Annotated in this window: 20 protein-coding genes; 18 read left to right on the top strand and 2 right to left on the bottom strand. The window is 69.0% G+C overall.

Annotated features, from left to right (window positions below):
- Positions 1–217 precede the first annotated feature (217 nt).
- The 18 genes from rpsB to GGD89_RS07225 all read left to right on the top strand — a co-directional run bounded on the left by rpsB (position 218) and on the right by GGD89_RS07225 (position 22,549).
- Positions 218–1,060 carry a 30S ribosomal protein S2 gene (gene rpsB / locus GGD89_RS07310; RefSeq protein ID WP_184043637.1) on the top strand — a complete coding sequence of 281 codons (843 nt, stop codon included), beginning with the start codon at positions 218–220 and terminating at the stop codon, positions 1,058–1,060.
- 175 nt (positions 1,061–1,235) lie between these two features.
- Positions 1,236–2,162, top strand: coding sequence for a translation elongation factor Ts (gene tsf / locus GGD89_RS07305; protein WP_184043635.1), 927 nt, complete (start codon positions 1,236–1,238; stop codon positions 2,160–2,162).
- A gap of 379 nt (positions 2,163–2,541) precedes the next feature.
- On the top strand, positions 2,542–3,303 hold the full coding sequence (gene pyrH / locus GGD89_RS07300; RefSeq protein ID WP_184043633.1) for a UMP kinase: 762 nt from the start codon (positions 2,542–2,544) through the stop codon (positions 3,301–3,303).
- A gap of 55 nt (positions 3,304–3,358) precedes the next feature.
- A complete protein-coding gene (frr, locus tag GGD89_RS07295) occupies positions 3,359–3,880 on the top strand; it encodes a ribosome recycling factor (protein ID WP_221238374.1) in 522 nt (173 codons plus the stop codon).
- A gap of 461 nt (positions 3,881–4,341) precedes the next feature.
- Positions 4,342–5,079 carry an undecaprenyl pyrophosphate synthase gene (uppS, locus tag GGD89_RS07290; RefSeq protein WP_184043629.1) on the top strand — a complete coding sequence of 246 codons (738 nt, stop codon included), beginning with the start codon at positions 4,342–4,344 and terminating at the stop codon, positions 5,077–5,079.
- 337 nt (positions 5,080–5,416) lie between these two features.
- Positions 5,417–6,289, top strand: coding sequence for a phosphatidate cytidylyltransferase (locus tag GGD89_RS07285; protein ID WP_246422860.1), 873 nt, complete (start codon positions 5,417–5,419; stop codon positions 6,287–6,289).
- A gap of 41 nt (positions 6,290–6,330) precedes the next feature.
- Complete coding sequence (locus GGD89_RS07280; RefSeq protein WP_184043627.1) at positions 6,331–7,560, top strand: 1-deoxy-D-xylulose-5-phosphate reductoisomerase; 1,230 nt, start codon at positions 6,331–6,333, stop codon at positions 7,558–7,560.
- 53 nt (positions 7,561–7,613) lie between these two features.
- Positions 7,614–8,753 carry an RIP metalloprotease RseP gene (gene rseP, locus GGD89_RS07275; RefSeq protein WP_184043625.1) on the top strand — a complete coding sequence of 380 codons (1,140 nt, stop codon included), beginning with the start codon at positions 7,614–7,616 and terminating at the stop codon, positions 8,751–8,753.
- A 55-nt stretch (positions 8,754–8,808) separates the two neighbouring features.
- Positions 8,809–11,160, top strand: a complete 2,352-nt coding sequence (bamA, locus tag GGD89_RS07270) for an outer membrane protein assembly factor BamA (RefSeq protein WP_246422856.1) — start codon at positions 8,809–8,811, stop codon at positions 11,158–11,160.
- 498 nt (positions 11,161–11,658) lie between these two features.
- Entirely contained in the window at positions 11,659–12,306 is a 648-nt protein-coding gene (locus tag GGD89_RS07265; protein ID WP_246422889.1) for an OmpH/Skp family outer membrane protein, read from the top strand.
- A gap of 326 nt (positions 12,307–12,632) precedes the next feature.
- Positions 12,633–13,103, top strand: a complete 471-nt coding sequence (fabZ, locus tag GGD89_RS07260; RefSeq protein ID WP_184043621.1) for a 3-hydroxyacyl-ACP dehydratase FabZ — start codon at positions 12,633–12,635, stop codon at positions 13,101–13,103.
- A gap of 160 nt (positions 13,104–13,263) precedes the next feature.
- On the top strand, positions 13,264–14,070 hold the full coding sequence (gene lpxA, locus GGD89_RS07255) for an acyl-ACP--UDP-N-acetylglucosamine O-acyltransferase (RefSeq protein ID WP_184043618.1): 807 nt from the start codon (positions 13,264–13,266) through the stop codon (positions 14,068–14,070).
- A 12-nt stretch (positions 14,071–14,082) separates the two neighbouring features.
- Positions 14,083–16,209, top strand: coding sequence for a lipid-A-disaccharide synthase (gene lpxB, locus GGD89_RS20520; protein WP_343058555.1), 2,127 nt, complete (start codon positions 14,083–14,085; stop codon positions 16,207–16,209).
- Between the two features lie 353 nt (positions 16,210–16,562).
- Positions 16,563–17,045, top strand: a complete 483-nt coding sequence (locus tag GGD89_RS07245) for a response regulator (RefSeq protein WP_184043616.1) — start codon at positions 16,563–16,565, stop codon at positions 17,043–17,045.
- Between the two features lie 170 nt (positions 17,046–17,215).
- Positions 17,216–20,416, top strand: coding sequence for an ATP-binding protein (locus tag GGD89_RS07240; RefSeq protein ID WP_184043614.1), 3,201 nt, complete (start codon positions 17,216–17,218; stop codon positions 20,414–20,416).
- A gap of 152 nt (positions 20,417–20,568) precedes the next feature.
- Positions 20,569–20,997 carry a response regulator gene (locus GGD89_RS07235; RefSeq protein ID WP_246422853.1) on the top strand — a complete coding sequence of 143 codons (429 nt, stop codon included), beginning with the start codon at positions 20,569–20,571 and terminating at the stop codon, positions 20,995–20,997.
- Entirely contained in the window at positions 20,994–22,214 is a 1,221-nt protein-coding gene (locus tag GGD89_RS07230) for an EAL domain-containing response regulator (RefSeq protein WP_184043612.1), read from the top strand. Before GGD89_RS07235 ends, GGD89_RS07230 begins: the two co-directional genes overlap by 4 nt.
- Before the next feature lie 8 nt (positions 22,215–22,222).
- Positions 22,223–22,549 carry a hypothetical protein gene (locus tag GGD89_RS07225; RefSeq protein WP_184043610.1) on the top strand — a complete coding sequence of 109 codons (327 nt, stop codon included), beginning with the start codon at positions 22,223–22,225 and terminating at the stop codon, positions 22,547–22,549.
- A 15-nt stretch (positions 22,550–22,564) separates the two neighbouring features.
- Here GGD89_RS07225 and GGD89_RS07220 read toward each other — a convergent pair whose 3' ends face one another.
- The gene (locus GGD89_RS07220) at positions 22,565–23,251 is read right to left on the bottom strand and encodes a ChrR family anti-sigma-E factor (RefSeq protein ID WP_184043608.1); all 687 of its coding nucleotides are present in this window, start codon (positions 23,249–23,251) and stop codon (positions 22,565–22,567) included.
- Positions 23,248–23,814 carry a sigma-70 family RNA polymerase sigma factor gene (locus GGD89_RS07215; protein ID WP_184043606.1) on the bottom strand — a complete coding sequence of 189 codons (567 nt, stop codon included), beginning with the start codon at positions 23,812–23,814 and terminating at the stop codon, positions 23,248–23,250. The genes GGD89_RS07220 and GGD89_RS07215 overlap by 4 nt, the downstream gene beginning before the upstream one ends.
- Positions 23,815–24,092 lie beyond the last annotated feature (278 nt).

The raw sequence follows: 24,092 nt of genomic DNA, 5'->3' as shown, positions 1-24,092 counted from the left end.
CTTGTCAAGGCCCCTGTGAGCGGGTAGAACCCGGCCGCCAACCCTCACGCGGGACTCGCGGCCCCGGCACCGGTTCGTCTTCGGACGGCGCGGTGCGGCGCGGGGTCGTTCCGGTGTCGATGGCGTGTGACGGAACCCGAGCCGATCGGGGGCCGGCGCATGCCCCGGCTCACATGCCTGCGGCGGATCAACCGGAAAACACAGGGATCACTGCATCATGGTCATGCCGACCTTCACCATGCGCCAAATGATTGAGGCGGGCTGCCACTTCGGGCACAACACGCGCCGCTGGAACCCGCGCATGGAGTCCTACCTCTTCGGGGTGCGGGACAACGTCCACATCATCGACCTCCAGCAGACCGTGCCGCTCATGCATCGCGCCATGGAGGCCGTGCGCGACGTGGTGGCGGGCGGCGGCCGCGTGCTGTTCGTCGGCACCAAGCGCCAGGCCCAGGAGATCGTGGCCGAATCCGCCAAGCGCTGTGGCCAGTACTACGTGAACCACCGCTGGCTGGGCGGCATGCTCACCAACTGGAAGACCATCAGCCACTCCATCCGCCGCCTGCGCGAGCTGGAGCAGAAGCTGGACTCCGGAGAGCTGTCGGCCCTCACCAAGAAAGAGCTGCTCAACCTGACCCGCGAGAAGGACAAGCTGGAACTGGCCCTGGGCGGCATCAAGGAGATGGGCGGCCTGCCGGACATCCTGTTCATCATCGACACGGTGAAGGAAAGCCTGGCGGTCAACGAGGCCAACAAGCTCGGCATCCCCGTGGTGGCGGTGCTGGACAGCAACAGCGATCCCGACGGCGTGACCCATCCGGTGCCCGGCAACGATGACGCCATCCGCGCCATCCAGCTGTACTGTGAACTGGTCGGTGGCGCCGCGCTGGCCGGCATTCAGGCCGAAATGACCGCGCAGGGCGTGGACCTGGGCGCCATGGAGCACGTCGGCGACGAGATGCTGGAAGACCACGACGGCGCCGAAGCCGAACCCGAGGAACCCGCGGCCGCCGCCGCTCCCCCGGCTGATGGAGACGCGCCGACCGCGCCCGCCTCCTGATCGTGCCGGATCGGGGATGACGATGGCGGCGACCCCGGTTGCCGCCATTGTTTTGCGTCCATGCCGCGTCCCGCCACCCCCACTTTCACTCCCACCGTTGTTCCCAGAGTTGCTTCCGGTGTCGCCCGCCCCAGGGTGGCCCCGAGACGACCATCGCCAAGAAAGAGGAAGAGTCATGGCCGAGATCACCGCCTCCATGGTCAAGGACCTGCGCGCGAAGACCGGCGCGGGGATGATGGACTGCAAGAAGGCGCTGAACGAGACCGCCGGCGACCTGGACGCCGCCGTGGACTGGCTGCGCAAGAAGGGGCTGGCCGCCGCCGCCAAGAAGGCCAGCCGCGTCGCCGCCGAGGGACTGGTCGGCGTGCGCGCCGAGGGCACCCGGGGTGCCGTGGTCGAGTTGAACGCCGAGACCGACTTCGTGGCCCGCAACGAGACCTTCCAGGGTCTGGTCGAGACCCTGACCGGCCTGGTGCTGGTGGAGGGCGACGACCTGGAGGCGCTGAAGGACAAGCCCTATCCGGAGACCGGCCGGACGGTCGCCGAGGAGCTGACCCACCAGGTGGCCACCATCGGCGAGAACATGAACCTGCGGCGGGCGCAGGTGCTGTCGGTGTCCAAGGGCGTGATCGCCTCCTACATGCACAACGTCGCCCGCCCCGGCCTGGGGCGCATCGGCGTGCTGGTGGCGCTGGAGTCCGAGGGAGACCCCGCCAAGCTGGCCGCCCTGGGCAAGTCGTTGGCCATGCACGTGGCCGCCGCCGCGCCGCAGTACCTGAACCGGGAGGCCGTGGACACCACCGCCCTGGATCGCGAGCGCGCGGTGCTGGTCGAGCAGGCCCGCGAGTCCGGCAAGCCGGAGAACATCATCGAGAAGATGGTCGAGGGCCGCCTGCGCAAGTACTACGAGGAGGTCTGCCTTCTGGAGCAGATCTACGTCATGGACAACGAGAGCAAGGTCCAGACGGTGGTCGAGGCCGCCGCCAAGGAGATGGGCGTGCCCGTCGCGCTGGCCGGCTTCGCGCGCTTCAGCCTCGGTGAGGGCATCGAGAAGGAAGAGAAGGACTTCGCGGCCGAGGTCGCCGAACAGCTCAACAAGTAGACGCCGGTGACGGCGAGGGCGCCGGGTTTCCTCAGAAACCCGGCGCTTTTTTCAACCCGGCGCGGCGAAGCGGTCCTCGGCCTTGATCCTGATGCGCGAGCAGCCAGGCCGACGGGTCACGAGGATCACGGTCCCGTCGGGGCATGGGGGTGGTTTCCACCGAAATTCGGACATACTCTGGGGGTTCTCTTGAGGTCGAATCCCGGGGCGGCATGGTGTCGCCGCTCCGTCCCGTCCCGACCCCTCCCGCTCCCGGTCGTCCCGTCCGAGCGTCGTGCGTGTTCGCCACCACACGGCCGGAATCGGCTATCAGCATGAGGGGATTATGAACGCGACCGCATCGGCGGGCACGCCAGAGCATGCAGAGGAGACGGGGACCATGACGACGACGACCAAGGACACGTCACCCCCATCCCAGCCCCGGATCGCGCCGTTCCGGCGGGTGCTGCTCAAGCTCTCGGGCGAGGGGCTGATGGGGAAGCAGGCCTACGGCCTGGACCTGGAGGTCGTGCAGCGCCTGGCCGTGGAGATCAAGGAGGTGCACGACACCGGCATCGAGTTGTGCCTGGTGATCGGCGGCGGCAACATCTTCCGCGGCGTGTCGCGGGCCGCCGGCGGCATGGACCGCACCAGCGCCGACTACATGGGCATGCTGGCCACGGTGATGAACGCGCTGGCGGTGCAGAACTTCCTGGAGAAGGTGGGCGTGCCCACCCGGGTTCAGTCGGCCATTCCCATGGCGACGGTCTGCGAGCCCTACGTGCGGCGGCGGGCCATGCGCCACATGGAGAAGGGCCGGGTGGTGATCTTCGCCGCCGGCACCGGCAACCCGTTCTTCACCACCGATACGGCGGCGGCGCTCCGGGCCGTCGAGATGACCTGCGACGCGCTGCTGAAGGCCACCCAGGTGGACGGTGTCTATGACGCCGACCCCAAGGTGGTGCCCGAGGCCCGGCGCTTCGACGACCTGAGCTACACCGAAGTGCTGCGCCGTGACCTGCGGGTGATGGATACGTCGGCGATTGCCTTGGCCCGAGACAATGGGATACCTATCCTCGTATTCTCCCTGCACCAGGAGGGCGCCCTGGCGGCCATCATGCGAGGAGAAGGGGCCTATACACTGATTCGCGAGGAGATCTGACGTGAGCGAGAAACCGGCGGACTTCGCGGCCCTCAAGAAGGACCTCAAGCACCGCATGGACGCCACCATCGAGGTGTTGAAGAAGGAATTCGCTGGCCTGCGCACGGGCCGCGCCCATACGAGCCTGCTGGAGCCGGTGATGGTCGAGGCCTACGGGTCGCCGACGCCGCTCAACCAGGTGGCCAATGTCAGCGTTCCCGAGCCGCGCATGCTGACCGTCCAGGTCTGGGACCGGACCATGGCCAAGGCTGTGGAAAAGGCCATTCGCGATGCCGGCCTCGGGCTGAACCCCGCCGCCGAGGGACAGACCATCCGCGTGCCCATTCCGCCCCTGAACGAGGAACGCCGCGTCGAGCTGACCAAGGTGGCCGGCAAGTACGCCGAGCATGCGCGCGTTGCCATCCGTAACGTGCGTCGGGACGGCATGGATCACCTAAAGAGGATGGAAAAAGACGGCCAGATCTCGCAGGATGAGCATAAGAAGCACACCGTTGAGATCCAGACCGTGACCGACGAGGCCATCAAGTCCGTGGATGACGCCCTGCATCAGAAGGAACAGGAGATCATGCAGGTCTGAGGGCGCGTCCGGAGCCCCTCGATACCGCGCGATGGCACGGTCTCTGTCGGGGTTTGCGCCGTTTGGTGGTGTGGTGTGTGTCGGAGACGTCCGGAGACCCGCCGAAGGGCCCGTCCTGGGTGTTGCGACGGATCCACGCGCGACCGGTGCTGGTCCTGGTCGGCGGGACGCCTTGGTTGGCGGGAGACGATGCGGGATGGAACAGGCCCGGAGCAAGCCTCGACATGGCGAAGCGCTTGCGTTGCCCGGGTCGCTCCCGGGGGGTGGCGGTCAGGCGCCCGGCACGGTCCCGCGCCCATGAGTACTCTGACCCGGGTCGTGGCGTGGCCCGGGGAGGATCCCGGTCGGTCCGGCGGGACGGATACCGATGGGGGCGCCGTGATCGGCCGCGCTGCCTTTCGGGGCATGCCGGCGGAACGCCGTTCGTGTCCCTCGTTCCTTGTCAAAGCCTGGACCCGCGCATGCCGCACCTGATTCCCCCCCAGCCCGACCTTCCCGACGGCACGCTGCACGTCGCCATCATCATGGATGGCAACGGGCGCTGGGCGCGGGCACGCGGCTTGCCGCGCACCGCCGGTCACAAGAAAGGGGCGGAGGCGGTGCGCGCCACCGTGAAGGCGTCCGCCCGTCTGGGGGTCACGCACCTGACGCTGTTCGGCTTTTCCTCCGAGAACTGGCGCCGGCCGGCGGACGAGGTGAATGCCTTGATGGGCCTGCTGCGCATCTACCTGCGCAACGAGGTCGATGAACTGGAGCGCGAGGGCGTGTGTGTCCGGGTGATCGGCGATCGCGACCGCTTCAGCGACGACATTCGCGCACTGATCGCCACCGCCGAGGCGCGCACCAGGGACAACCGAAGGCTGGTCCTCACCGTCGCCCTGAACTACGGTGGCCGCGCCGAGATCGCCACCGCCGCGCGCCGGATCGCGGAGGCCGTGGCGGCGGGCGACATGACTGCCGAGCAGGTGAGCGAGGCCACCCTGGCCGATCATCTGTTCACCGCCGACCTGCCCGATCCCGACGTGCTGATCCGGACCAGCGGCGAACAGCGCATCAGCAACTTTTTGTTGTGGCAAATCGCCTACACGGAGCTGGTGTTCACGGATGTGGCCTGGCCTGACTTCGCGGAAGAGGACCTGGCCGACGCCCTGCGCGACTTCCGGGGACGGGAGCGGCGGTTCGGAGCGGTGTCCGGCTAGCGCGGCGAGACCGTCACGGGAGCCATCGGTGACGGCATCGGCGCGCTCGATCATGTGGGTGGTGTCCGTTCGATCCAGACAACAAGAAAGCGGACGGCATCTTTTGATGGGGTCGGTAGGCGAGAGCAGAGTATGAAATGAAGAGCCGCGTCACGCTCGACATCGGATCAGGCCGGGGGGTCCGATGTCGAGCGACCGGCTCTGGTGGCGCGACGCATTCAAGGGGTGCACCCTTGAATGCAAATGTCGCGGCACAGAACAATGTTTTTAGTGCGCTGATCCAGATCATAACAATGCAGACCGCGTCTTTGTATGGATCAGTGCGCTAGGGGGACGCATGGACACGAACGCCATCGACAAGGGGACCATGGACGCCCCCGCGCGTCCGCCCACGGACTCGTCCACGCCGGCCGCGCGTCCGGCTGTGTCGGCGTTGCGGCGGCGGGTGATCTCGGCGCTGGTCATGGTGCCGCCGGTGGTGGCGGTGGTGGCCGTGGGCTGGCCCTGGTTCGATCTGCTGGTGGCGGCCGCCGCCGTGATGATGGCCTGGGAGTGGAGCACCGTCTGTTGCGGTCGGCACGGCCGCATGGGCGCGCTGCTGATGCTGGTGGTGGCGGTGGCGCCGCTGGCGGTGGTGCCGCTGGGCGGCTGGGCGGTGCTGGTGCCCTTGGTCGGCGTGCTGCCGGCCCTGTATCGCGAGGAGGCGCATCGCCGGCGGCCACTGTGGATCGCCGCCGGCAGCCTGTACATCGGCGTGCCGGCCATGGCCCTGTCCTGGATCCGCGTGGAGGCGGGCTGGGAGGCGGTGCTGTGGCTCCTGGTGGTGGTCTGGGCCACCGACGTGTTCGCCTATGTGTTCGGACGGACCATCGGCGGACCGCACCTGTGGCCCCGGGTCAGTCCCAACAAGACCTGGGCCGGCCTGATCGGCGGGGTTGCCTGCGCCGCCCTGCTGGGCACGCTGGCGGGGATCGCGCTCGGGGCACAGGGGCTGGCGCCGGTGGCGGGCCTGGCGCTGTTTCTGGGGCTTGTGTCGCAGGCCGGGGATCTGTTTGAGTCGGCCTTCAAACGACGATTCCGCGTGAAGGACAGCGGCGACCTGATCCCTGGACACGGGGGATTGCTGGATCGCGCCGATGGCCTGGCGGCGGCGGCGCCGCTTCTGGCGCTGGTCATTCTCATGACAGACGGGGGCATCACGACGTGGTAGGCAACCTGGGCAAGGGACCCGGCGGCGACGCGAACGGTATCATGGGGGCGGACACACACACACAGACGGGCGCGGGGACGCGCGCCCATCCGCGGAGAGGGGGGGATGCGCCGCGCTCGGTCACGGTGCTGGGGTCCACCGGATCCATCGGCACCAATACCCTGGACCTGATCGCCCGCGACCCCGAGCGCTACCGGGTCGAGGCCCTGACCGCCAACGCCAACGTGGACCTGCTGGCCACGCAGGCCCGCCAGTTCAACGCGCGCCTGGCCGTGGTCGGCGATCCGGCCCGCTATGGGGCGCTCAAGGACGCCCTGGTGGGCACCGGCACCGAGGCCGCCGCCGGTCCCGAGGCCCTCAAGGAGGCCGCCGCGCGCCCCGCCGACTGGGTGATGGCGGCCATCGTCGGCGCGGCCGGCCTGGAGCCCACCTTGCAGGCGGTGCGGCGCGGCGCCACGGTGGCCCTGGCCAACAAGGAGTGCCTGGTGTGCGCCGGCGACCTGTTCATGCGCGAGGTGGCCACCCACGGCGCCACCCTGCTGCCGGTGGACAGCGAGCACAACGCCATCTTTCAGGTGTTCGATTTCGAGCAGAAGGCGCGGGTGCACAAGATCATCCTCACCGCGTCGGGCGGGCCGTTCCGCACCTGGGATCGCGCCGCCATGACGTCCGCCACCCCGGACCAGGCGGTGGCCCATCCCAACTGGTCGATGGGCGCCAAGATTTCCGTTGACTCGGCGACCATGATGAACAAGGGCCTGGAGTACATCGAGGCTCACCACATCTTTGCCATGCCGCCCGAGCAGATCGACATTCTCATTCACCCCCAGTCGGTGGTGCACAGCATGGTGGCCTACGTGGACGGGTCGGTGCTGGCGCAGTTGGGCACGCCCGACATGCGGACCCCCATCGCCTTCACCCTGGGCTGGCCGGAGCGCATGCCGGCGCCGGTGGCGCGCCTGGACCTGGGGGCGGTGGGCACCCTGCAGTTCGAGGCCCCGGATGACGCGCGCTTCCCGGCCGTGCGCCTGGTGCGCGACGTGTTGAAGAGCGGGGGCGCCGCGCCCACCATCCTCAACGCCGCCAACGAGGTGGCCGTGGCCGCGTTCCTTGACCGGCGCATCGGCTTCCTGGACATTGCGGCCCTGGTGGACCGCACGGTGTCCCGCCTGCAGCCGCGCGCGGCCCCGACCTGTCTGGACGACGTGCTGGACATCGACCGGGCCGCGCGGGCGGCCTGCACCGAACTGGTGGCCGCCGCCGCCGCCTGACCGGTGCCCCTGTCGGCCGCGCCGGCACCACCGCCTTGACCCGCGAGGATGCCTTGGACGTACTGCTGTCACTCGCCGCCGTCGATCCGCTGGATTTCGCCGTGAAGGCGCTGGCCTTCATCGTCGTCATCAGTCTGGTCGTGTTCGTGCACGAAATGGGTCACTTCCTGGTGGCGCGCTGGTGCGGGGTGCGGGTGGAGGTGTTCTCCATCGGCTTCGGTCCCGAGCTGATCGGGCGCGACGACCGCCTGGGCACGCGCTGGAAGCTGGCGGCCGTTCCGCTTGGAGGCTACGTCAAGTTTTTCGGCGACGCCGACGCCAGCAGTGGCCGCGCGGACGACGCGGTGGAGATGACCGAGGAGGAGAGGCGCGTCTCCTTCCATCACAAGTCGGTCTGGAGCCGCATCGCCATCGTCTTCGCCGGCCCGGCGGCCAACTTCCTGTTCGCGATCGCGGTCTTCGCCGGTGTCTATGGCCTGTTGGGCCAGACCGCCATTCCCCCCGTGGTGGCCGATGTGCAGGCGGGCAGCGCCGCCGCCGAGGCCGGCATCCGCCCCGGCGACCGCATCCTGGCGGTGGACGGGCGCCGGATCACCCGGTTCGAGGATCTCCAGCAACGGGTGCCGATCGCCAACGGCGCGCCCATGACCCTGACGATCGCCCGCGACGGACGCGAGGTGACGCTGGACGCCCAGCCCCGCTTCGCCGAGATCGAGGACAGCTTTGGCGAGACGCGCCGGCAGGCGATGCTGGGCATCGTCGCGGATGGAACCACCCAGGAGATCATTCGCCTGGGTCCGGGCGAGGCGCTGGTCACCGCGCTGGCCAAGACCTATGGCCTGGTCGAGGCCACCCTGGTGACCCTTGGCCAGATGATCGGCGGCGAGCGCGGCACCGAGGACCTGGGCGGGCCGCTGCGCATCGCCCAGTTGTCGGGCCATGTGGCGGAGCTGGGATTCGTCAGCCTGTTGATGTTCACCGCCTTCTTGTCCACGAACCTTGGGTTGATAAACCTGTTCCCCATCCCCGTCCTGGATGGCGGGCATCTGGCCTTTTACGCTGTCGAGGCGGTCCGGGGACGACCCTTGGACGAAACCGCCCAGGAGTACGGCTTTCGACTGGGACTCGTGATGATCGTGGGATTAATGGTGTTTGTGACCTGGAACGATATCGTTCGATTGATTAATGGGTGACGTTTGACGTTGAAACGAATAGTGTGGCGTAGCGTCACCGACCTTGGGGGACCCCTTGACAACGCTTCATGAACGCTTGGTGCCGGTTCTGGTCGCGGTGGTGCTGGTTGCCGTGGCGCTGCTCGGGGGGGCTGGTGCGACGGCGTGGGCTCAGGGGACCCCAGCCACGCCTCCATCCGCCGCCGTCGGCGGGGGTACCATTTCCCGGATCCTGGTCGAGGGCGCCCAACGCATCGAGCCGGACACCATCCGGACCTACCTCAAGGTTCAAGAAGGCGATCCGTTCGATCGCGCCCGCATTGATGCCTCGCTGAAGGCCCTGTTCGCCACCGGTCTGTTCGCCGACGTGGCGCTGCGGCTGGAGGGCGGCGACCTGATCATCCAGGTGGTCGAGAACCCCATCGTCAACCGTGTGGCCTTCGAGGGCAATCGCCGCATCGACAACGACATCCTGAGCCAGGAGGTCTCCTTGCGCTCGCGCATGGTCTATACGCGTGCACGTGTGCAGGAGGACACGGAGCGGATCCTGGAGGTCTATCGCCGCAGCGGACGCTATGCCGTGACGGTCGATCCCAAGCTCATCGAACTGCCGCGCAACCGCGTCGATCTGGTGTTCGAGATCGACGAGGGGCCGACGACCTTCGTGCGGCGCGTCACCTTCATGGGCAACAAGGTCTACAGCGACTCAGACCTGCGCAGCGTTATCGCCACCAAGGAAGAGCGCTGGTACCGCATCCTCAGCGCCGGCGACACCTTCGATCCGGACCGCCTGACCTACGACCGCGAACTGCTGCGCCGCCACTACCTGGCCAACGGCTATGCGGATATCGAGGTTCGGTCGGCGGTGGCCGAACTGACGCCCGACCGTGAAAGCTTCTTCATCACCGTCACCGTCGACGAGGGGCAGCGCTACCGCCTGGGCACGGTCGAGATCACCACGACCCTGGAAGACCTGTCGCCGGAGCAATTGAGCGAAGCCCTGGAGATGGAGGAGGGCGACTGGTACGACGCCGACCGCGTCGAGGAGACGGTCCAGAACATCACCGATCTGGTCGGCGCCCTGGGATATGCCTTCGTCGAGGTGCGGCCCAACGTGGACCGCGACCGCGAGGCCGCCATCATCAACCTGACCTTCGACGTGCGCGAGGGGCCGCGCGTGTTCGTGGAGCGCATCGACATCGAGGGCAACGTCCGCACCCTGGACGAGGTCATCCGCCGCGAGTTCCTGCTGGTCGAGGGCGACGCCTTCAATGCCGCCAAGCTGCGCCGGTCGCGTCAGCGCATCCAGAACCTGGGCTTCTTCAAGACCGTCGAGGTCTCCAACGAGCCGGTGGTCGACAAGCCCGACCGCACGGTCATTGTCGTGGACATCGAGGAACAGTCCACCGGCGAACTGTCGTTCGGCGTCGGCTGGTCGAGCGACCTGGGCGCCATGGCCGAGGTGGCGGTGCGGGAACGCAACCTGCTGGGCCGGGGGCAGGACCTGAGCGCCCGCCTGAGCTGGTCGCAGGAACGCACCGAGATCGACCTCAGCTTCACCGAGCCATATTTCCTGGACCGCCCCATCTCCGCCGGGTTCGACCTGTTCGCCACCGAAGAGGACGTGACCGACGAAAGCTCCTACGAAAGCCGGCAGCAGGGCGCGTCGCTGCGCTTCGGGTACCGGTACTCCGACCGTCTGCGGCACGACTTCAACTACACCTTGCAGCGCCAGGAGATCCGCGACGTCAGCTCCGACGCCTCGCTGTTCATCAAGGAACAGGAAGGGGTCGAGGTGGTCTCGCTGGTCGGCCACCGCCTGACCTACGACACTCGGGATTCAAGGCTGGCGCCGACGGAGGGCTTCCTGGTGTCGCTGTCCAACGATGTCGCCGGCCTGGGGGGCGACGCCCGGTTCGTGCGCTCCGAGGTGCGGGGCTCGGCCTATTATCCCATGGGCGACGAGCTGAACTGGGATCCCGAATGGGTGGTTGGCGTCAAGGGACACGTCGGGTATATCTTCGGCCTGAACGAGGACGTGGGCATCCGCCACCGCTACTTCCTGGGTGGGTCCAACGTGCGCGGCTTCGATTCCGCCGGGGCCAGCGCCGAGGATATTTCCACCGGGGATGCGCTGGGCGGGAACTGGATCGCCGACGGGTCCGTGGAGATGCGCATGCCCCTCGGCCTGCCCGATGAGCTGGGATTGACCGGCAAGGTCTTCGCCGACGTCGGCATCGCCGGGCCGCCCGATGGCGTGCCGGATGCCGACATGAACTACGACCCCAGCCTGCGCGCATCCTTCGGCGCCGGTGTGCTGTGGGACTCGCCCATTGGGCCGATGACCGTGGAACTGGCCGTGCCGGTGTTGAAGGAAGAGTATGACGAGGAGGAGTACTTCATCCTCAACGTGGGCTCCACCTTCTGAGCTAGTGTCCTGAATTCGAAGTTCGTTACATCACTTGGCTAGCGCTGGACGAACTTCGGATTCAATCAGGACACTATTAACTATATGATTCTAGTGTGGTTTATGGATTTGAAGTTCCTTCCAACGCTTCCCAACCAGGTCATAGGAACTTTAAATCCACCACACTAGTCCAGACCGTGTTTTCCGCCCCCGCGCGGGGGCGGGATCCGCCGCTGTCGCGGCCGCCTCTTCCCGGGGGCGGGGCGCGAGCCCCCCAGGCCCCTGATGCCCCCGACAAGACGGGCGGAGTCCGCGACGGGGTGTCGCCGCGTCAAAAGGGGCGATCGCGCGGGCCCTGTCGGCGTGGTCCGGCCGGTGCCGCTGGTATGACTCCACCGGTCGAGCCCGTGGCGCCGCGTTTCCCCCGAGGCTCGGCCCGATCCGGCCCCGCGTTCGTCTCTGCAGACCACGGGTCGTCCTGTCGTGGCGCCCCCTTCCAAGGAATTGATCGAGGTGATCATGGTTTTCCCGATGCGCGTTTGGCGCGCCTGGCGCGCGGCCCCGGTCGTAGGCGCGATGCTGCTGCTGGCTTTGATGACGGGCCCCCTGCTCGGGCCGGAGACGGGACCCCTGGTCGGTGTCCGCGCGGCCCAGGCCCAGGACGCCTTTCCCAACCAGGCCATCGGCATCATCGACATGCAGCGGATTCTGCGGGAGTCCACCGCCGCGCGGAGCGTGGACCGGGAACGGCAGGTCTACCTGGAGGCCTACAACAAGGAGACGGCGGCCGCCGAACAGGCGCTTCGCGAGAAGCAGCGCGAGCTGACCCTGGGCGCCGGCCAGCAGCCGACCCCCGAGGACGAGCAGAAGGCCCGGGACTTCCGCCAGCAGGTGGCCGACTTCGAACGTCGCGTGGCCGAGCGGCGGCGCAACCTGGAACGGGCCTTGTCCCAGGCCCTGGCCCAGGTCCAGCAGATGATCACCGTGGTCGCCGACGAGGTCGCCGCCGAACGGGGCATCAACCTGGTGCTGTATCGCTCCCAGGTGCCGCTGTTCGATCCGCGCATGGAGATGACCGAGGACGTGCTGGGACGCCTCAATGAACGGCTCCCGGCCGTGGCCTTCCCCGATCCCGCCAGCCTGCCGCCGGCCGGCGGCGCCCAGTAATACGGCCATTGAGACGGGCCGTTGCAGTCCGTGGCCGGCCCGCGTCCAGTAACCGTGCGGGGTCCCCGCGTGGGCGCCTCGCGGCGGCGGTTCGTTCCGCGACCGGTCCCCTTGCCCTGATCCGCGGGTGTTCCCCATGTGGGGCGCGAACCCGGCGCCAAGGCTCCTTTTGGGGCCGGGCGCGGGCTTGTCTTGTCCGTCGTGTCCAGTATTGTGTGGCCGGGAGGCGCCGGTCCGGCGGGTGTGACCGCCCCTCTGTCTCCCGAGAGGTCCTTGAGGAGGGCCTTGACCGGCGTCAGGGCGTTGACAAGGAAGGCGTGAGCGGGATGGACGATTCAGGCATGGTCCACGGCGGCGGCATGGTGATCGAGGCGGATCGGGTGCGGGACATGATCCCGCACCGATACCCCTTTCTGATGGTCGATCGCGTGATTGATGTCCGGCTGAACGAAGGGGCCGTCGGCGTCAAGAACGTGACCAATAACGAGCCGCACTTCCAGGGCCATTTTCCGACCATGGCGGTGATGCCGGGGGTTCTGGTGATCGAGGCCATGGCGCAGACCGCCGGTGTGCTGGTGGTGGCCACCCTGGGGGCCGACTCCGAGGGTAAGCTTGTCTACTTCATGAGTGTGGACAACGCCCGCTTCCGAAAGCCCGTGGTGCCCGGCGATCAACTGCTGCTGGACGTGACCAAGCTGCGCCATCGCGGCAACGTCTGGAAGTTCGAGGGCAAGGCCACCGTCAATGGCACCGTCGTCGCCGACGCCACCTTTTCCGCCATGATTCTCGACGAATGATGCCACGGGCGTGTCGCCCTGTTTCGGGTCGATCCTTGATGGAGCGCTCCGCTCATCAGCCAGGTTCCCACATCGTGTGGTCGCCGGACCCGGGGGGACATCCCTCCGGTCGACCGACGTGGTCGTCTGGGCGCCACCAACCAGAGGGGCTCGCGCCTGCATGCCGTCCATCCATCCCACGGCGGTGATCGATCCCGCTGCCAGCGTTGCCGACGATGTCACCATCGGCCCCTATTGCGTGGTCGGTCCCGAGGTGGTCCTGGACGCGGGGGTCACCCTGATGTCGCACGTGGCCGTGGTCGGGGTCACCCGCATCGGCGCCGGCACGCGCGTGTTTCCCTTTGCCAGCCTGGGCCACCCGCCGCAGGACCTGAAGTTCCAGGGGGAGCGGACGGACCTGGTGATCGGCGCCCGGAACACCATCCGCGAGCACGTCACCATGAACCCCGGCACCGCCGGTGGCGGCGGCGTGACCCGCGTGGGCGACGGCGGCCTGTACATGGTGGGCTGCCATGTGGCCCACGACTGCCAGTTGGGCGACCATGTGATCCTGGCCAACAACGTGCTTCTGGGGGGGCACATCACGATGGGCGACTTCGCCATCATCGGCGGGGGCAGCGCGGTGCATCAGTTCGTGCGCATCGGCGCCCATGCCATGGTCGGCGGCGCCTCCGGGGTGGAGACCGACGTCATCCCCTTCGGCTCGGTGATGGGCAACCGGGCGCGGCTGTCGGGGCTCAACCTGGTGGGTCTGAAGCGGCGCGGCTTCTCGCGCGACGAGATCCAGGCCCTGCGCTCGGCCTACCGGATGCTGTTCGAGGACGACGGGGTGATCGCCGACAAGCTGGAAGCGGTGGCCGCCAGTTTCGATGGGATCGCGCCGGTGACGGACATGCTGGCCTTCGTGCGCGGGGCGTCCCAGCGCGGCCTGTGCCGGCCGGCCTCGGGCCGCGACGGGCTGGCCTAGGGTCGGCGGGGCATGGGGGAGGATGCCGCCGAGGCCCCGGGGTTGGCGCCGGGCGCGCCGGTGCTGCTGGTCGCCGGGCGGGGCGACCTGCCGGAGCGGGTGGCCGCCCGCTGCCGGGCCGAGGGCCGGCCGCTCCATGTCCTTGTCCTCAAGGACCATGGCGACCCCGCGCCCTATGCCGCCATGGGCCTGCCGCACGGGGTGGTGCGGCTGGGCCAGGGCGGCACCGCCCTCCGCTACGCCCGCGACCACGGCCTGCGCGACGTGGTGCTGGCCGGCGCCGTGCGGCGCCCCAGCCTGACCAGCCTGTGGCCCGATGCCTACACGGCGGCCTTCCTGGCCCGGGTGGGCATGCGGGCGCTGGGCGACGACGGCTTGTTGCGGGCCATCATCGCCCAGATCGAGGCCGAGGGCCTGCGGGTTCATCCGGTGCCGGCCGTGCTGGCCGAGGCCGTGGGCCGGGCCGGCGGGCTGGGCCGTGAGACGCCCGATGACGCGGCGTGGGTGGACATTCGCCGGGGCCTGGCTGTGGGCCTGGCGCTGGGTCGCGCCGACGTCGGTCAATCGGTGGTGGTGCAGCAGGGCGTGGTGCTGGGCGTGGAGGCCATCGAGGGCACGGATGCCCTGCTGGCCCGCTGCGGCGACCTGCGCCTGACCGGGCCGGGCGGGGTGCTGGTCAAGCTGTGCAAGCCCGGCCAGGATGACCGCGCCGACTTGCCGACGCTGGGCGTGGCCACCGTGGAGGCGGCGCACCGCGCCGGCCTGCGCGGCATCGCCTACCAGGCCGGCGCCGCGCTGGTACTGGCGCCCGAGGCGATGGCGGCCCGCGCCGACGCCCTGGGCCTGTTCGTGATCGGGCTCCACGGTCCGGACCTGTCCATCGCCGAGCGGCCCGCGTCGGACCCGGCCGCCGAGGAACCGCCGGCGTCCTTGGCGGCGCCGGCCTCCCCCGAGGATCCGGACGATGCCCCCCTGGTGTTCCTGATCGCCGGCGAGCCGTCGGGTGATGTCCTGGGCGCGCGCCTGATGGTCGCCCTGCGCCGGCGTCTGCGCGGGCGCGTGCGTTTCGCGGGCATCGGCGGCGAGGCCATGACCGAGCAGGGCCTGGACACCCTGGTGCCGCAACGCGAACTGGCGATCATGGGGTTCCTGGAGGTCGTGCCCCGGATTCCGGCGCTGCGCCGCCGCCTGCGCGACACCCTCCAGGCCATCGAGACCCTGGGGCCGGCCGCGGTGGTGACCATCGATTCCTGGGGCTTCACCGGCCGCGTGGCCAAGGCGCTGACGGCGCGGGGATCGACGGTTCCGCGTGTGCATTACGTGGCGCCCATGGTCTGGGCCTGGAAGGAGAACCGCAAGCACGCGGTGGCCGCCCGGGTCCATCACCTGATGACCCTGTGGCCGTTCGAGGCCGCCTATTTCGAGCCGCTCGGCCTGGCCTGCACCCATGTCGGCCACGGCGTCATCGAGTCCGGCGCCGACGCCGGCGATGGTCCGGGGTTCCGCCGCCGCCACGGCATCGCCGAGGACGCGCCGGTGCTGGTGGTGCTGCCCGGCAGCCGCCGCACCGAGGTGAGCCGCCTGCTGCCGGTGTTCCGCGCGGTGGTGGCGCGCCTGGCCGGACCCCGGCCGGGGCTTCGCGTGGTGGTGCCGACGGTGGCGACGGTGGCCGAGACGGTGGCGGGGGCGGTGGCGGACTGGCCGGTGCCGGTGACCGTGGTGCGCGGGGCGACCGCCAGGGCCGATGCGTTCGCCGCCGGCGACGCGGCCCTCGCGGCCTCGGGCACGGTCAGCCTGGAACTGGCCATGGCGGGGGTGCCCCATGTGATCGCCTATAAGGTCAATCCGCTGTCGGCCCTGCTGTTGCGCCGGATGACGGCGTTGCGCTTCGCCGGCCCGGTCAACATCCTGCTGGATCGCGAGGCGGTGCCCGAGCGCCTCCAGGACGCGTGCGTGCCCGAGCGCCTGCTGGCGATCCTGGCGCCGCTGCTGGACGGCGGACCGGCGGCCGAGGCGCAGCGGGCGGCCCTGGCCGAGGCCCGGGCGCGCCTGTCCGGCGGCGACGGCCCCCCTCCCAGCGATCGGGCGGCGGCGGTGGTGGCCGGGACCATGACCGCCAACGGCCCGAAGGGGCGATGACCGCCAACGGCCCGGAGGGGTGATGATCGGGGGGTGTCCCGCGCGCCGCCGGAAAACGTCCGCGTGCCCCGGCCCCGATTCGGACACGCGTGCCGGCCACGTGTGGGGATAACGCGGATGTCGGGAGAGCGAAATACCCACGCAACCTTTGTGCTGGCCTGCTATTGCATTGACGCATATGGTGTCTTTCCTCTTTGGCGGTGAATCGGGACCCAGGCGCCTCATAATTTGTTCTTAAGGCACTGGCACGATCTCATCGGCTGTCACATAGTGGGTCGTGCCCGCCCCGAGGGAGGACTGGTCGGGCCGTGAGCGCGGACACGGACAGACGATCACAAGACAGGAGGTCGACGATGGTCCGGGTGCTGTTGGCCGAAGACGATGCCGACTTGCGCGCCGTGATGGCGCGGGCGCTCGAACGCGCCGGGCATACGGTGTCTCAGGTTCCCGATGGCGGTGTCGCCCTGGAGCGGGTCCTGGGTCCGGATGGGTTTGACCTGTTGCTCACCGACCTGGAAATGCCGGGCCGCACCGGCCTGGAGGTCATCGCCGCGTGCAAGCGGGAGCATCCGGACCGTCCGGTGATCGCCACCTCGGGCAAGGGGCGGCCGGTGGACGTGGCGCTGGATCTGGCGCGGCGCACGGGCGCCGACGCGGTCATCGCCAAGCCGTTCAAGCTGTCGTTGCTGGTGGATCTGGTGGCGCGGGTGGCGGCCGGCGAACGGCCGGAGGACGAGGCGCGAGCGGAAGACTACGACGATGGGGACGTGGTGGTCATCATGCCGCCCAACCTGCTGGCCGCCAAGGTGCGGGCAGGCTCCGGCGCCACCGATTGACGCCGTGGGGCCGTGAGACGAGGCACGCCGCCGGTGGGACGGGGGCGTGCGGACAATCCGACAGGAGAGGGGAGAGCAACGGCACGGCGAAAGCCGGAAGCGCCGGACAGGGCGGCTGTCGGCGGCGATGAGCCCGGGCGTGGGGCTCCAGAGAGTGGATAGGAACGCGGATGATGACCATCCCAAGCCATGGCCGGCAGAGCATGCGGCTCCAGGACTGGTCGCTGGGCAGCAAGGTGGCTCTGGTCTTCGCGATCTACTCGGTCGTCATGCTGCTCGGCATCACGACCGTGGCCTACCTGGACGGTCTGAACCGCGCCCGGGAACTGGCCTCCGAACGGGTGCACGGCCTGGCGCTGGCCGCCGAGGGGTACGTGCATGAGTACGTCAACGGCATCGCGCAGGATACCCTGACCCAGACGCTCAGCCCGGCGATGCTGGCCTACCGCGACGCGATCCTGACGGGGGATGCAGAGGCCATCGCCGGCGCCAAGGCCGCTCTTGAGGCCCATCTGACCGTCCACGCACAGACCCGACCCTATGTTTACCAGGCGCGCGTGCTCGACGCCGCGTCGGGGCGGGAACTGGTGCGCGTGGTGCGGGACACGCGCTTCGGGGACCTGCGGTCCGCCGCGCTTCAGGACAAGGGCCACCGCGAGTACGTGGCGGAGATGCGCCGGCTGAAGCCCGGCCAGCTCTATGTCTCGGCGGTGACGCTGAACCGGGAACACGGGGTGATCGAGCAACCGCATCGCCCCACCCAGCGCTTCGGGCGGCTGATACACGACGAGGACGGCGACCCCGTGCTGATGCTGGTCCTGAACGTCGGTTTCCGTCACCTGGTGTTCCGGCTGCAGCGGCTGTATGGCGAGTCGACCGAGTTGATGGTGTTCGACGAGGCCGGGTACGTGCTGGCCCATCCGAACACGGACCTGGAGTTCGATTTCGAGACCGGACCCGGGACCAAGGCGGTCGACCTGTTTGGGCCGGAGGCCGCCCTGTTCGGCCAGCAATGGTCCAGCAACTCGGGGAACACGCTGACCGTGGAGACCGAGGACCGTCTGGTGGGCTTGCGGCGCATTCGCCTGAGCCCGCTGGCGCGGCAGGATCTCATCATCGGGGCCGCGCAGGATCCCGCGCATTACGTGGCCAGTCTGACGAGCATCGGCGAGCGGTCGTGGATGCTGGCCGTCGGCTTCCTGGCCGTCGGGTCCCTGATGTTCGGGGTGGTGGGAAGCATCCTGGTGCGGCCCGTCAACCACATGCTGGCCCAGATCGACGCCTACGAGCCCGGGGGCGGCGGCGCCAAGCCGGGCCGGCGGATGCTGGACCGCCGCGACGAGTTCGGCACCCTGGCCCGCGCCGTCTACGGCCTGGCGTTGCGGACCGAGGCGCAGATGCGCTCGGCCAAGGGCGCCCGCGACGAGATGGAAAGCATGTTCCAGACCGCCGCCGACGCCATCGTGTTCGTCGACGAGGACGGCCTGATCGAGGACGTCAACACCGCCGCCGAGACGCTGTTCGGCTGGACCCGCGCGGAACTGCTGGGGCGGCGGGCCTCCATCCTGCTGGTTCCCGAGGACCCCACGCTCACCCTGGGCCGGGAGCGGGAGGACGGCAGCCCGCTTCAACTGGTGGCCGGCCGCTCGTCCGAGGCCGTGCGCCGTGACGGGTCGCATGTTCCGGTGGTGCTGGCGATCAGCGAGGTCGGCACCGGACGGGGGCGCCGCTTCGTGGTCATCATCCACGACGCCTCGCATGTGTTCGCCCTGGAGGCGGCCCGCTCCGCCAGCCTGGCCAAGACCCGCTTCCTGGCCAACATGAGTCACGAACTGCGCACGCCCCTCAATGCCGTGGTGCTGCACGCCGAGATGATCGCCGACGAGGCCCAGGACGTGGGCAACGCCCAGATGATCGAGGACTCGACGAACATCAAGGACGCGGCCCGGCATTTGCTGGACCTGATCAACGGCATCCTGGACCTGGCGCGGATCGAGGCCGGGCGCACCGAACTGTCCCTGGAACCCATCGACCTGGAGCTGTTCGTCTCGGAAATCCGCTCCATGGCCCAGGCGCTGGCCGTGGCCAAGGGCAACACCGTGCGGATCGAGACCTGGGGGCTGCCGGCGACCATCACGGCGGATCGCGTCAAGCTGCGCCAGTGTCTGCTCAACCTGATATCCAACGCCGCCAAGTTCACGGAAAAGGGAATCATCACGGTCGAGGTCTCGCATCGGCCCGACCGGCTGAACATGGCCGTCACCGACACCGGCATCGGCATGACGGACGAGCAGATGACCCGTGTGTTCGACTTGTTCGAACAGGCCAACAGCTACATTCATGGACAGTTCGGCGGGTCCGGCATCGGTCTCGCCCTGACCCGCAGCATCATGGACCTGATGGGCGGCACCGTCATGGTGGAGAGCGAAGTGGGCAAGGGCACGCGCTTCTCGCTGAGCGTGCCGCTGGCGGTGGACGAGGCGGAACAGGAGGACCAGCCGCACACGGTTGTCGCCGCCGGTTCGACGCTCGCCCTGATCGTGGATTCCAACAGCGAGCGGCGGATCGCGCGCATGACGTCCCTGGCCGATGTGGGGCTTCGGGTGGTGGGCGCGGCCAGCGTTCGGGACGCGATCGAGCGCGTGGTGCTGCACGGTCCCGACATGTTGCTGGTGGATGCCTCCGAGACGGTGGATGGCGCGGTCTCGGGGTTGCGGCAGGCCCTGCTCGCCGAACCCGCGACGGCCGCCGTCCCCATCCTGTTCCTGTCCGAGGGCGCGGAGCCGGACACCCTGCAGATCACCGGTCCCTGTGGCCGCCTGCGCACCCTGCGCATCGATGCCGCCGTCGCCGGTGCCATGACCGGCTGCCTGGGGTGCGGCGTGGACCGGACGGTGATGGTGGTGGAGGACGATGCCGGCATGCTGCGGGCCATTGCCCGGGCGGTGGAGCGCGAGGGGCTCCCTGCGGTTGTGTTCGGAAATGGCGACGACGTCCTGGTCCACCTGCGGCATCACGCCCCGGCCGCGGTGCTGCTGGACCTGTCGTTGCCCGGCGCCAACGGTTTCGAGATCATCAAGGCCCTGAAGGCATCGCCGCGCACCGCCGCCGTGCCGGTCTTCGTGGTCACCGGCATCGACCTCACGGTGGCGGAAAGCGTCTGGCTGGCCGAACAGGCCGACGCCGTGGTGCGCAAGGCCGACATGGACTTCGAGGCGCTGATGGCCCTGGTGGTCTCGACCGTCTCGGCGGCCAGCAAGTCTTGTGCGCTGGATACGCTCGCCCTGTCGGGGGCGCCGCATCAGGATGCCCTCGGGACCGGTGGGGCGGACGATGCCGCGATCGGTCATCGGCGGGCCGTCGCGGAGTAGGCGCGGCGGAAACGATCTTGGGGTGGGCGATCACGGGGGACGAAAATCGCTTCGGACGAAAATTGCTGGGGACTACAACCAATTGGGGAGGAAAAGAAACGACAGGGGTGTGACGGGGTGGCTCGCCCACCACGTCGGGCGGACGATGTCCCATGAAGGGACCGGTAACGGTATGGAAGAAGACCATGACGAATGTGCTGCTGGTGGAAGACAATGTTGATAACGCCCGGGCGCTGTCCCGTCTGCTGACACGACGGGGGTACACGGTCACCACGGCGGCCACGGGGGCCGAGGCCGTGGAGAAGGCCGGGGAGATCATGCCGGCCGTGGTCTTGATGGACATCGGCTTGCCCGATTTCGACGGACTGGAGGCCACGCGTCGGATCAAGGCCGACCCGGGCACGGCGGCCATTCCGGTGATCGCCCTGACGGCGCATGCCCTGGTGGAGGATCGCAACTCGGCCCTCGACGCGGGATGCATCGACTTCGCCGTCAAGCCCGTGGACCTGACCGTGTTGTTGGGAAAGATCGGCGCGGCCATGGAGGCCGCGCCGGCTGACGCGAAGGGACCGGGGTCATGACTCAGCAGCCCCCCCACCCCGTCCCGTCGTCCACCGCGCGCGACGACCGCTTGCGGGTCATGGTGGTCGATGACGACGACGCGTTTCGCTCCTTTTTCCTGCGGGTCGCCGGGCGCGCCGGATGGGTGGCGCTGGCGGTGGACAGTCCGGACCGGGCGCTGGCGGCGCTGTCCAGCTTCGTTCCCCATCTCATTTTCCTGGATCTGTCCTTCCCGGACATGGATGGCCTGGCGGTGTTGTCGGAACTGGCGCCGCGCTGCGCCGACGCGGCGGTGACCCTGACCAGCAGTTGTGATCCCGAGGTGTTGCGATCGGCCCATCGGGTCGGCGGTCGCCTGGGCGTGCGCATGCTCACGCCGCTGCCCAAGCCGGTCACCATGGATGACCTGACCCAGGCCCTGCGTGCCTTCGAGTCCGAGGGACCCGCCCTGACCCCGACGGCCGTGCGCGAGGCTCTCGACGACGGCCTGATCAACCTCGTCTACCAGCCGAAGATCTGTCTGAAGTCCATGGCCTACCGGGGGGTGGAGGCCCTGGCCCGCTGGTCGGCGAACGGCACCGCGATTCCGCCGGGTCAGTTCGTGCCGGTCGTGGAGCGGGACGAGAGCCTGTCGCTCCAGCTTCTGACCCACGTGGTGGCGCGGGCCGTCAGCCAGGCGTCGTCCTGGCGGGGGGCGGGGGCGCGCTGCGCCGTCAATATGTCGGCGCTGTGCCTGGCCGACGAACGGCTGCCGCAGCGGCTGACGGATACCCTGCGGGGGACCGGGTTGAGTCCCCACGACTTCGTGCTGGAACTGACCGAGACCGCTTCCTTGCAGAACCCCGATCGGGTGGAACGGATTCTGACCGGGCTGCGCATTCGCGGCTTCACGGTCTCCCTGGATGACTTCGGCACCGGGCATTCCTCGCTGATGCATCTCCAGCGCATGCCGGTCAACGAGATCAAGATCGATCAGACCTTCGTCGCCACGCTGGAGGACGATCCGCGCTCCGACCAGATCGTGCGGCTGATGGTCACCCTGGGGCAGACGCTGAACGCCACCACCGTCGCCGAGGGCATCGAGACCGAGGCCCAGGCCGAGATTCTGCGCGGCATGAGTTGTGACGAGGGTCAGGGCTACTACTTCGCCCGGCCGATGGACGCCGAACACCTTGAGACGTGGAGGGGCATGTGGGCGAACAAGCAGCCGAAGGATCCGCCGACGGCGGAGGACTGAGCGAGGCCATGGCCGCCCTGCGGGTGTGCGTGGAAGCTCTTGTCGTCGCCGCCCATGACAGCCCGGCGGCCGAGGACGCCGCCGTCGTGAGCCGCCGCATGATTGAGGCGGACGAACTGTTCGAGGTCATGGAAGGCGCCGCGTCGGACGGCCGGATCCGGACCGTGCGACACGACCTGATGAACGCCTTGGGCGCCGTCGACAACTACGCGGAGTTGATCATGGTGGACGAGGGGATGGCCGAGGCGGGCGCGGTCCGCGAGGCGGTTCGCCGTGTGGTCAACGGGGTACGGGACGGCTCGGGAGCCACCTATGTCGACGGACAGGCGCCATGATCTCGCCGGCCAGACCTAGAACCCGAGCATCGGCGCCATCATGCGAGGCACCAGGCCGGAAAACCGCAGCGGCGCGTCCGTGCCGATCAGGCAGATGCAGTCCTCGCCGGAATCGGCGATGGGCTGATGCTGCGCGTCACTGTCGAGTTCGGCGAGATCGCCGCGCGTGAACCGCCCCTGCTCGTCGGTGAACGAGCCGCTCAGGACCACCGTCATCTCCAGGCCGGCATGGCCGTGATGGGGCAGCACGCGTCCCGGCGCGATGCGCAGCAGCTTGGCGGAGTCGCGCCCCTGGGCCCGGTGCACCAGATCAAGCTGGCGGACGCCCGGCGCCACCCACTGCCAGCGGGCGCCGGACAGATCGCCGACATAGGCACTCAGCACCGAGGGCAGGGGGGGCGTGTCCGTGCTCCTGGCCGCGCTGGCGGGCGTGGGTCGCGGTGGCGCCGGCGTCGCGGCCCGATTCGGGACGGGCGCGCCATCCAGGTTGGCGAGCACGCGGTCCAGGCTGTCGGGCCGCACCGCGACGGGCGCGATCTCCTCCATCATCACGCCGCCCACGGCCTCGGCCTCGGCCACCGACCGGCGGCACGACGGACAGAAGGACAGGTGCGCCGCGACCAGCAGCGACAGGCCCTCCCCCAGACCGCCGGCGGCGTAGGCAAAGAGAACGGCCTCGCTGGGGTGATGTTTGACGGTCATGCGAACGCGTCTCCGACCTGGGCCTTCACCTTGCGGAATGCCAGGCGAAGGCGGGACTTCACGGTGCCGAGCGGGATGCCCAGCCGCTCGGCGATTTCGGAATGGGCCATGTCCTCGTAGAAGGACAGCGTCACCACCTGGGCCTGATCGGCCGGCAGGGTGGCGATGGCCTCGCGCATCCGCGCCTGCACCTGCGCGCCGCTCAGATGCGCCTCGGCCGACGGCTCCGGCTCCCCGGCGAGCAACGGGTCGTCGGCATCGGGCTCCGGACGCCGCTCGCGGCGCAGGACGTCGATACGCCGGTTGCGGGCGATGGTGAAGATCCAGGTGCTGACGGCGGCCTTGGCCGGATCGAACTGGGATGCCTTGCGCCACACGGTCAGCATGACATCCTGAACCAGATCCTCGGCCTCGGTGTCCGCCGCGCCCTGTCGCATCAGGAATCCCTTCACCCGGGGCGCGAAATGCTCGAACAGGGCCACGAACGCCGACTGGTCGCGCCGCTGGGCGATGGCCAGCACCAGATCGGCCAGGGCCTCTCCCTCCACCGCGACACTCGTCATCGCCCTGTCCCCGGTCCGGCGCGCGAAACGCCATGGTCTGTGCATCGGCGGCGGGTTGCGCGCGACGAGGATGCCGGGTGTGGCGCTCTGGTGACACTGCTCATCCATGCCCTCTCTTACGTCGTGGTGCGTCGGTGGATCATGCAGACTCGAAAAATCGGCGATTTTACGCCCTTTGCACAGGGATCGCTGTCCCACGGTGTCGCGACTCCGCCGTTCGGAGGGGCAAGCCTCTCTCTTGAGGGGTGTCTGGAGCGATATGGAGTCATTCCAATGAA

This window comes from Roseospira visakhapatnamensis (genome assembly GCF_014197915.1).
GTDB lineage: Bacteria > Pseudomonadota > Alphaproteobacteria > Rhodospirillales > Rhodospirillaceae > Rhodospira > Rhodospira visakhapatnamensis.
The sequence above is the reverse complement of the archived record's forward strand: the minus strand, read 5'-3'. Positions and strand labels throughout refer to the sequence as shown.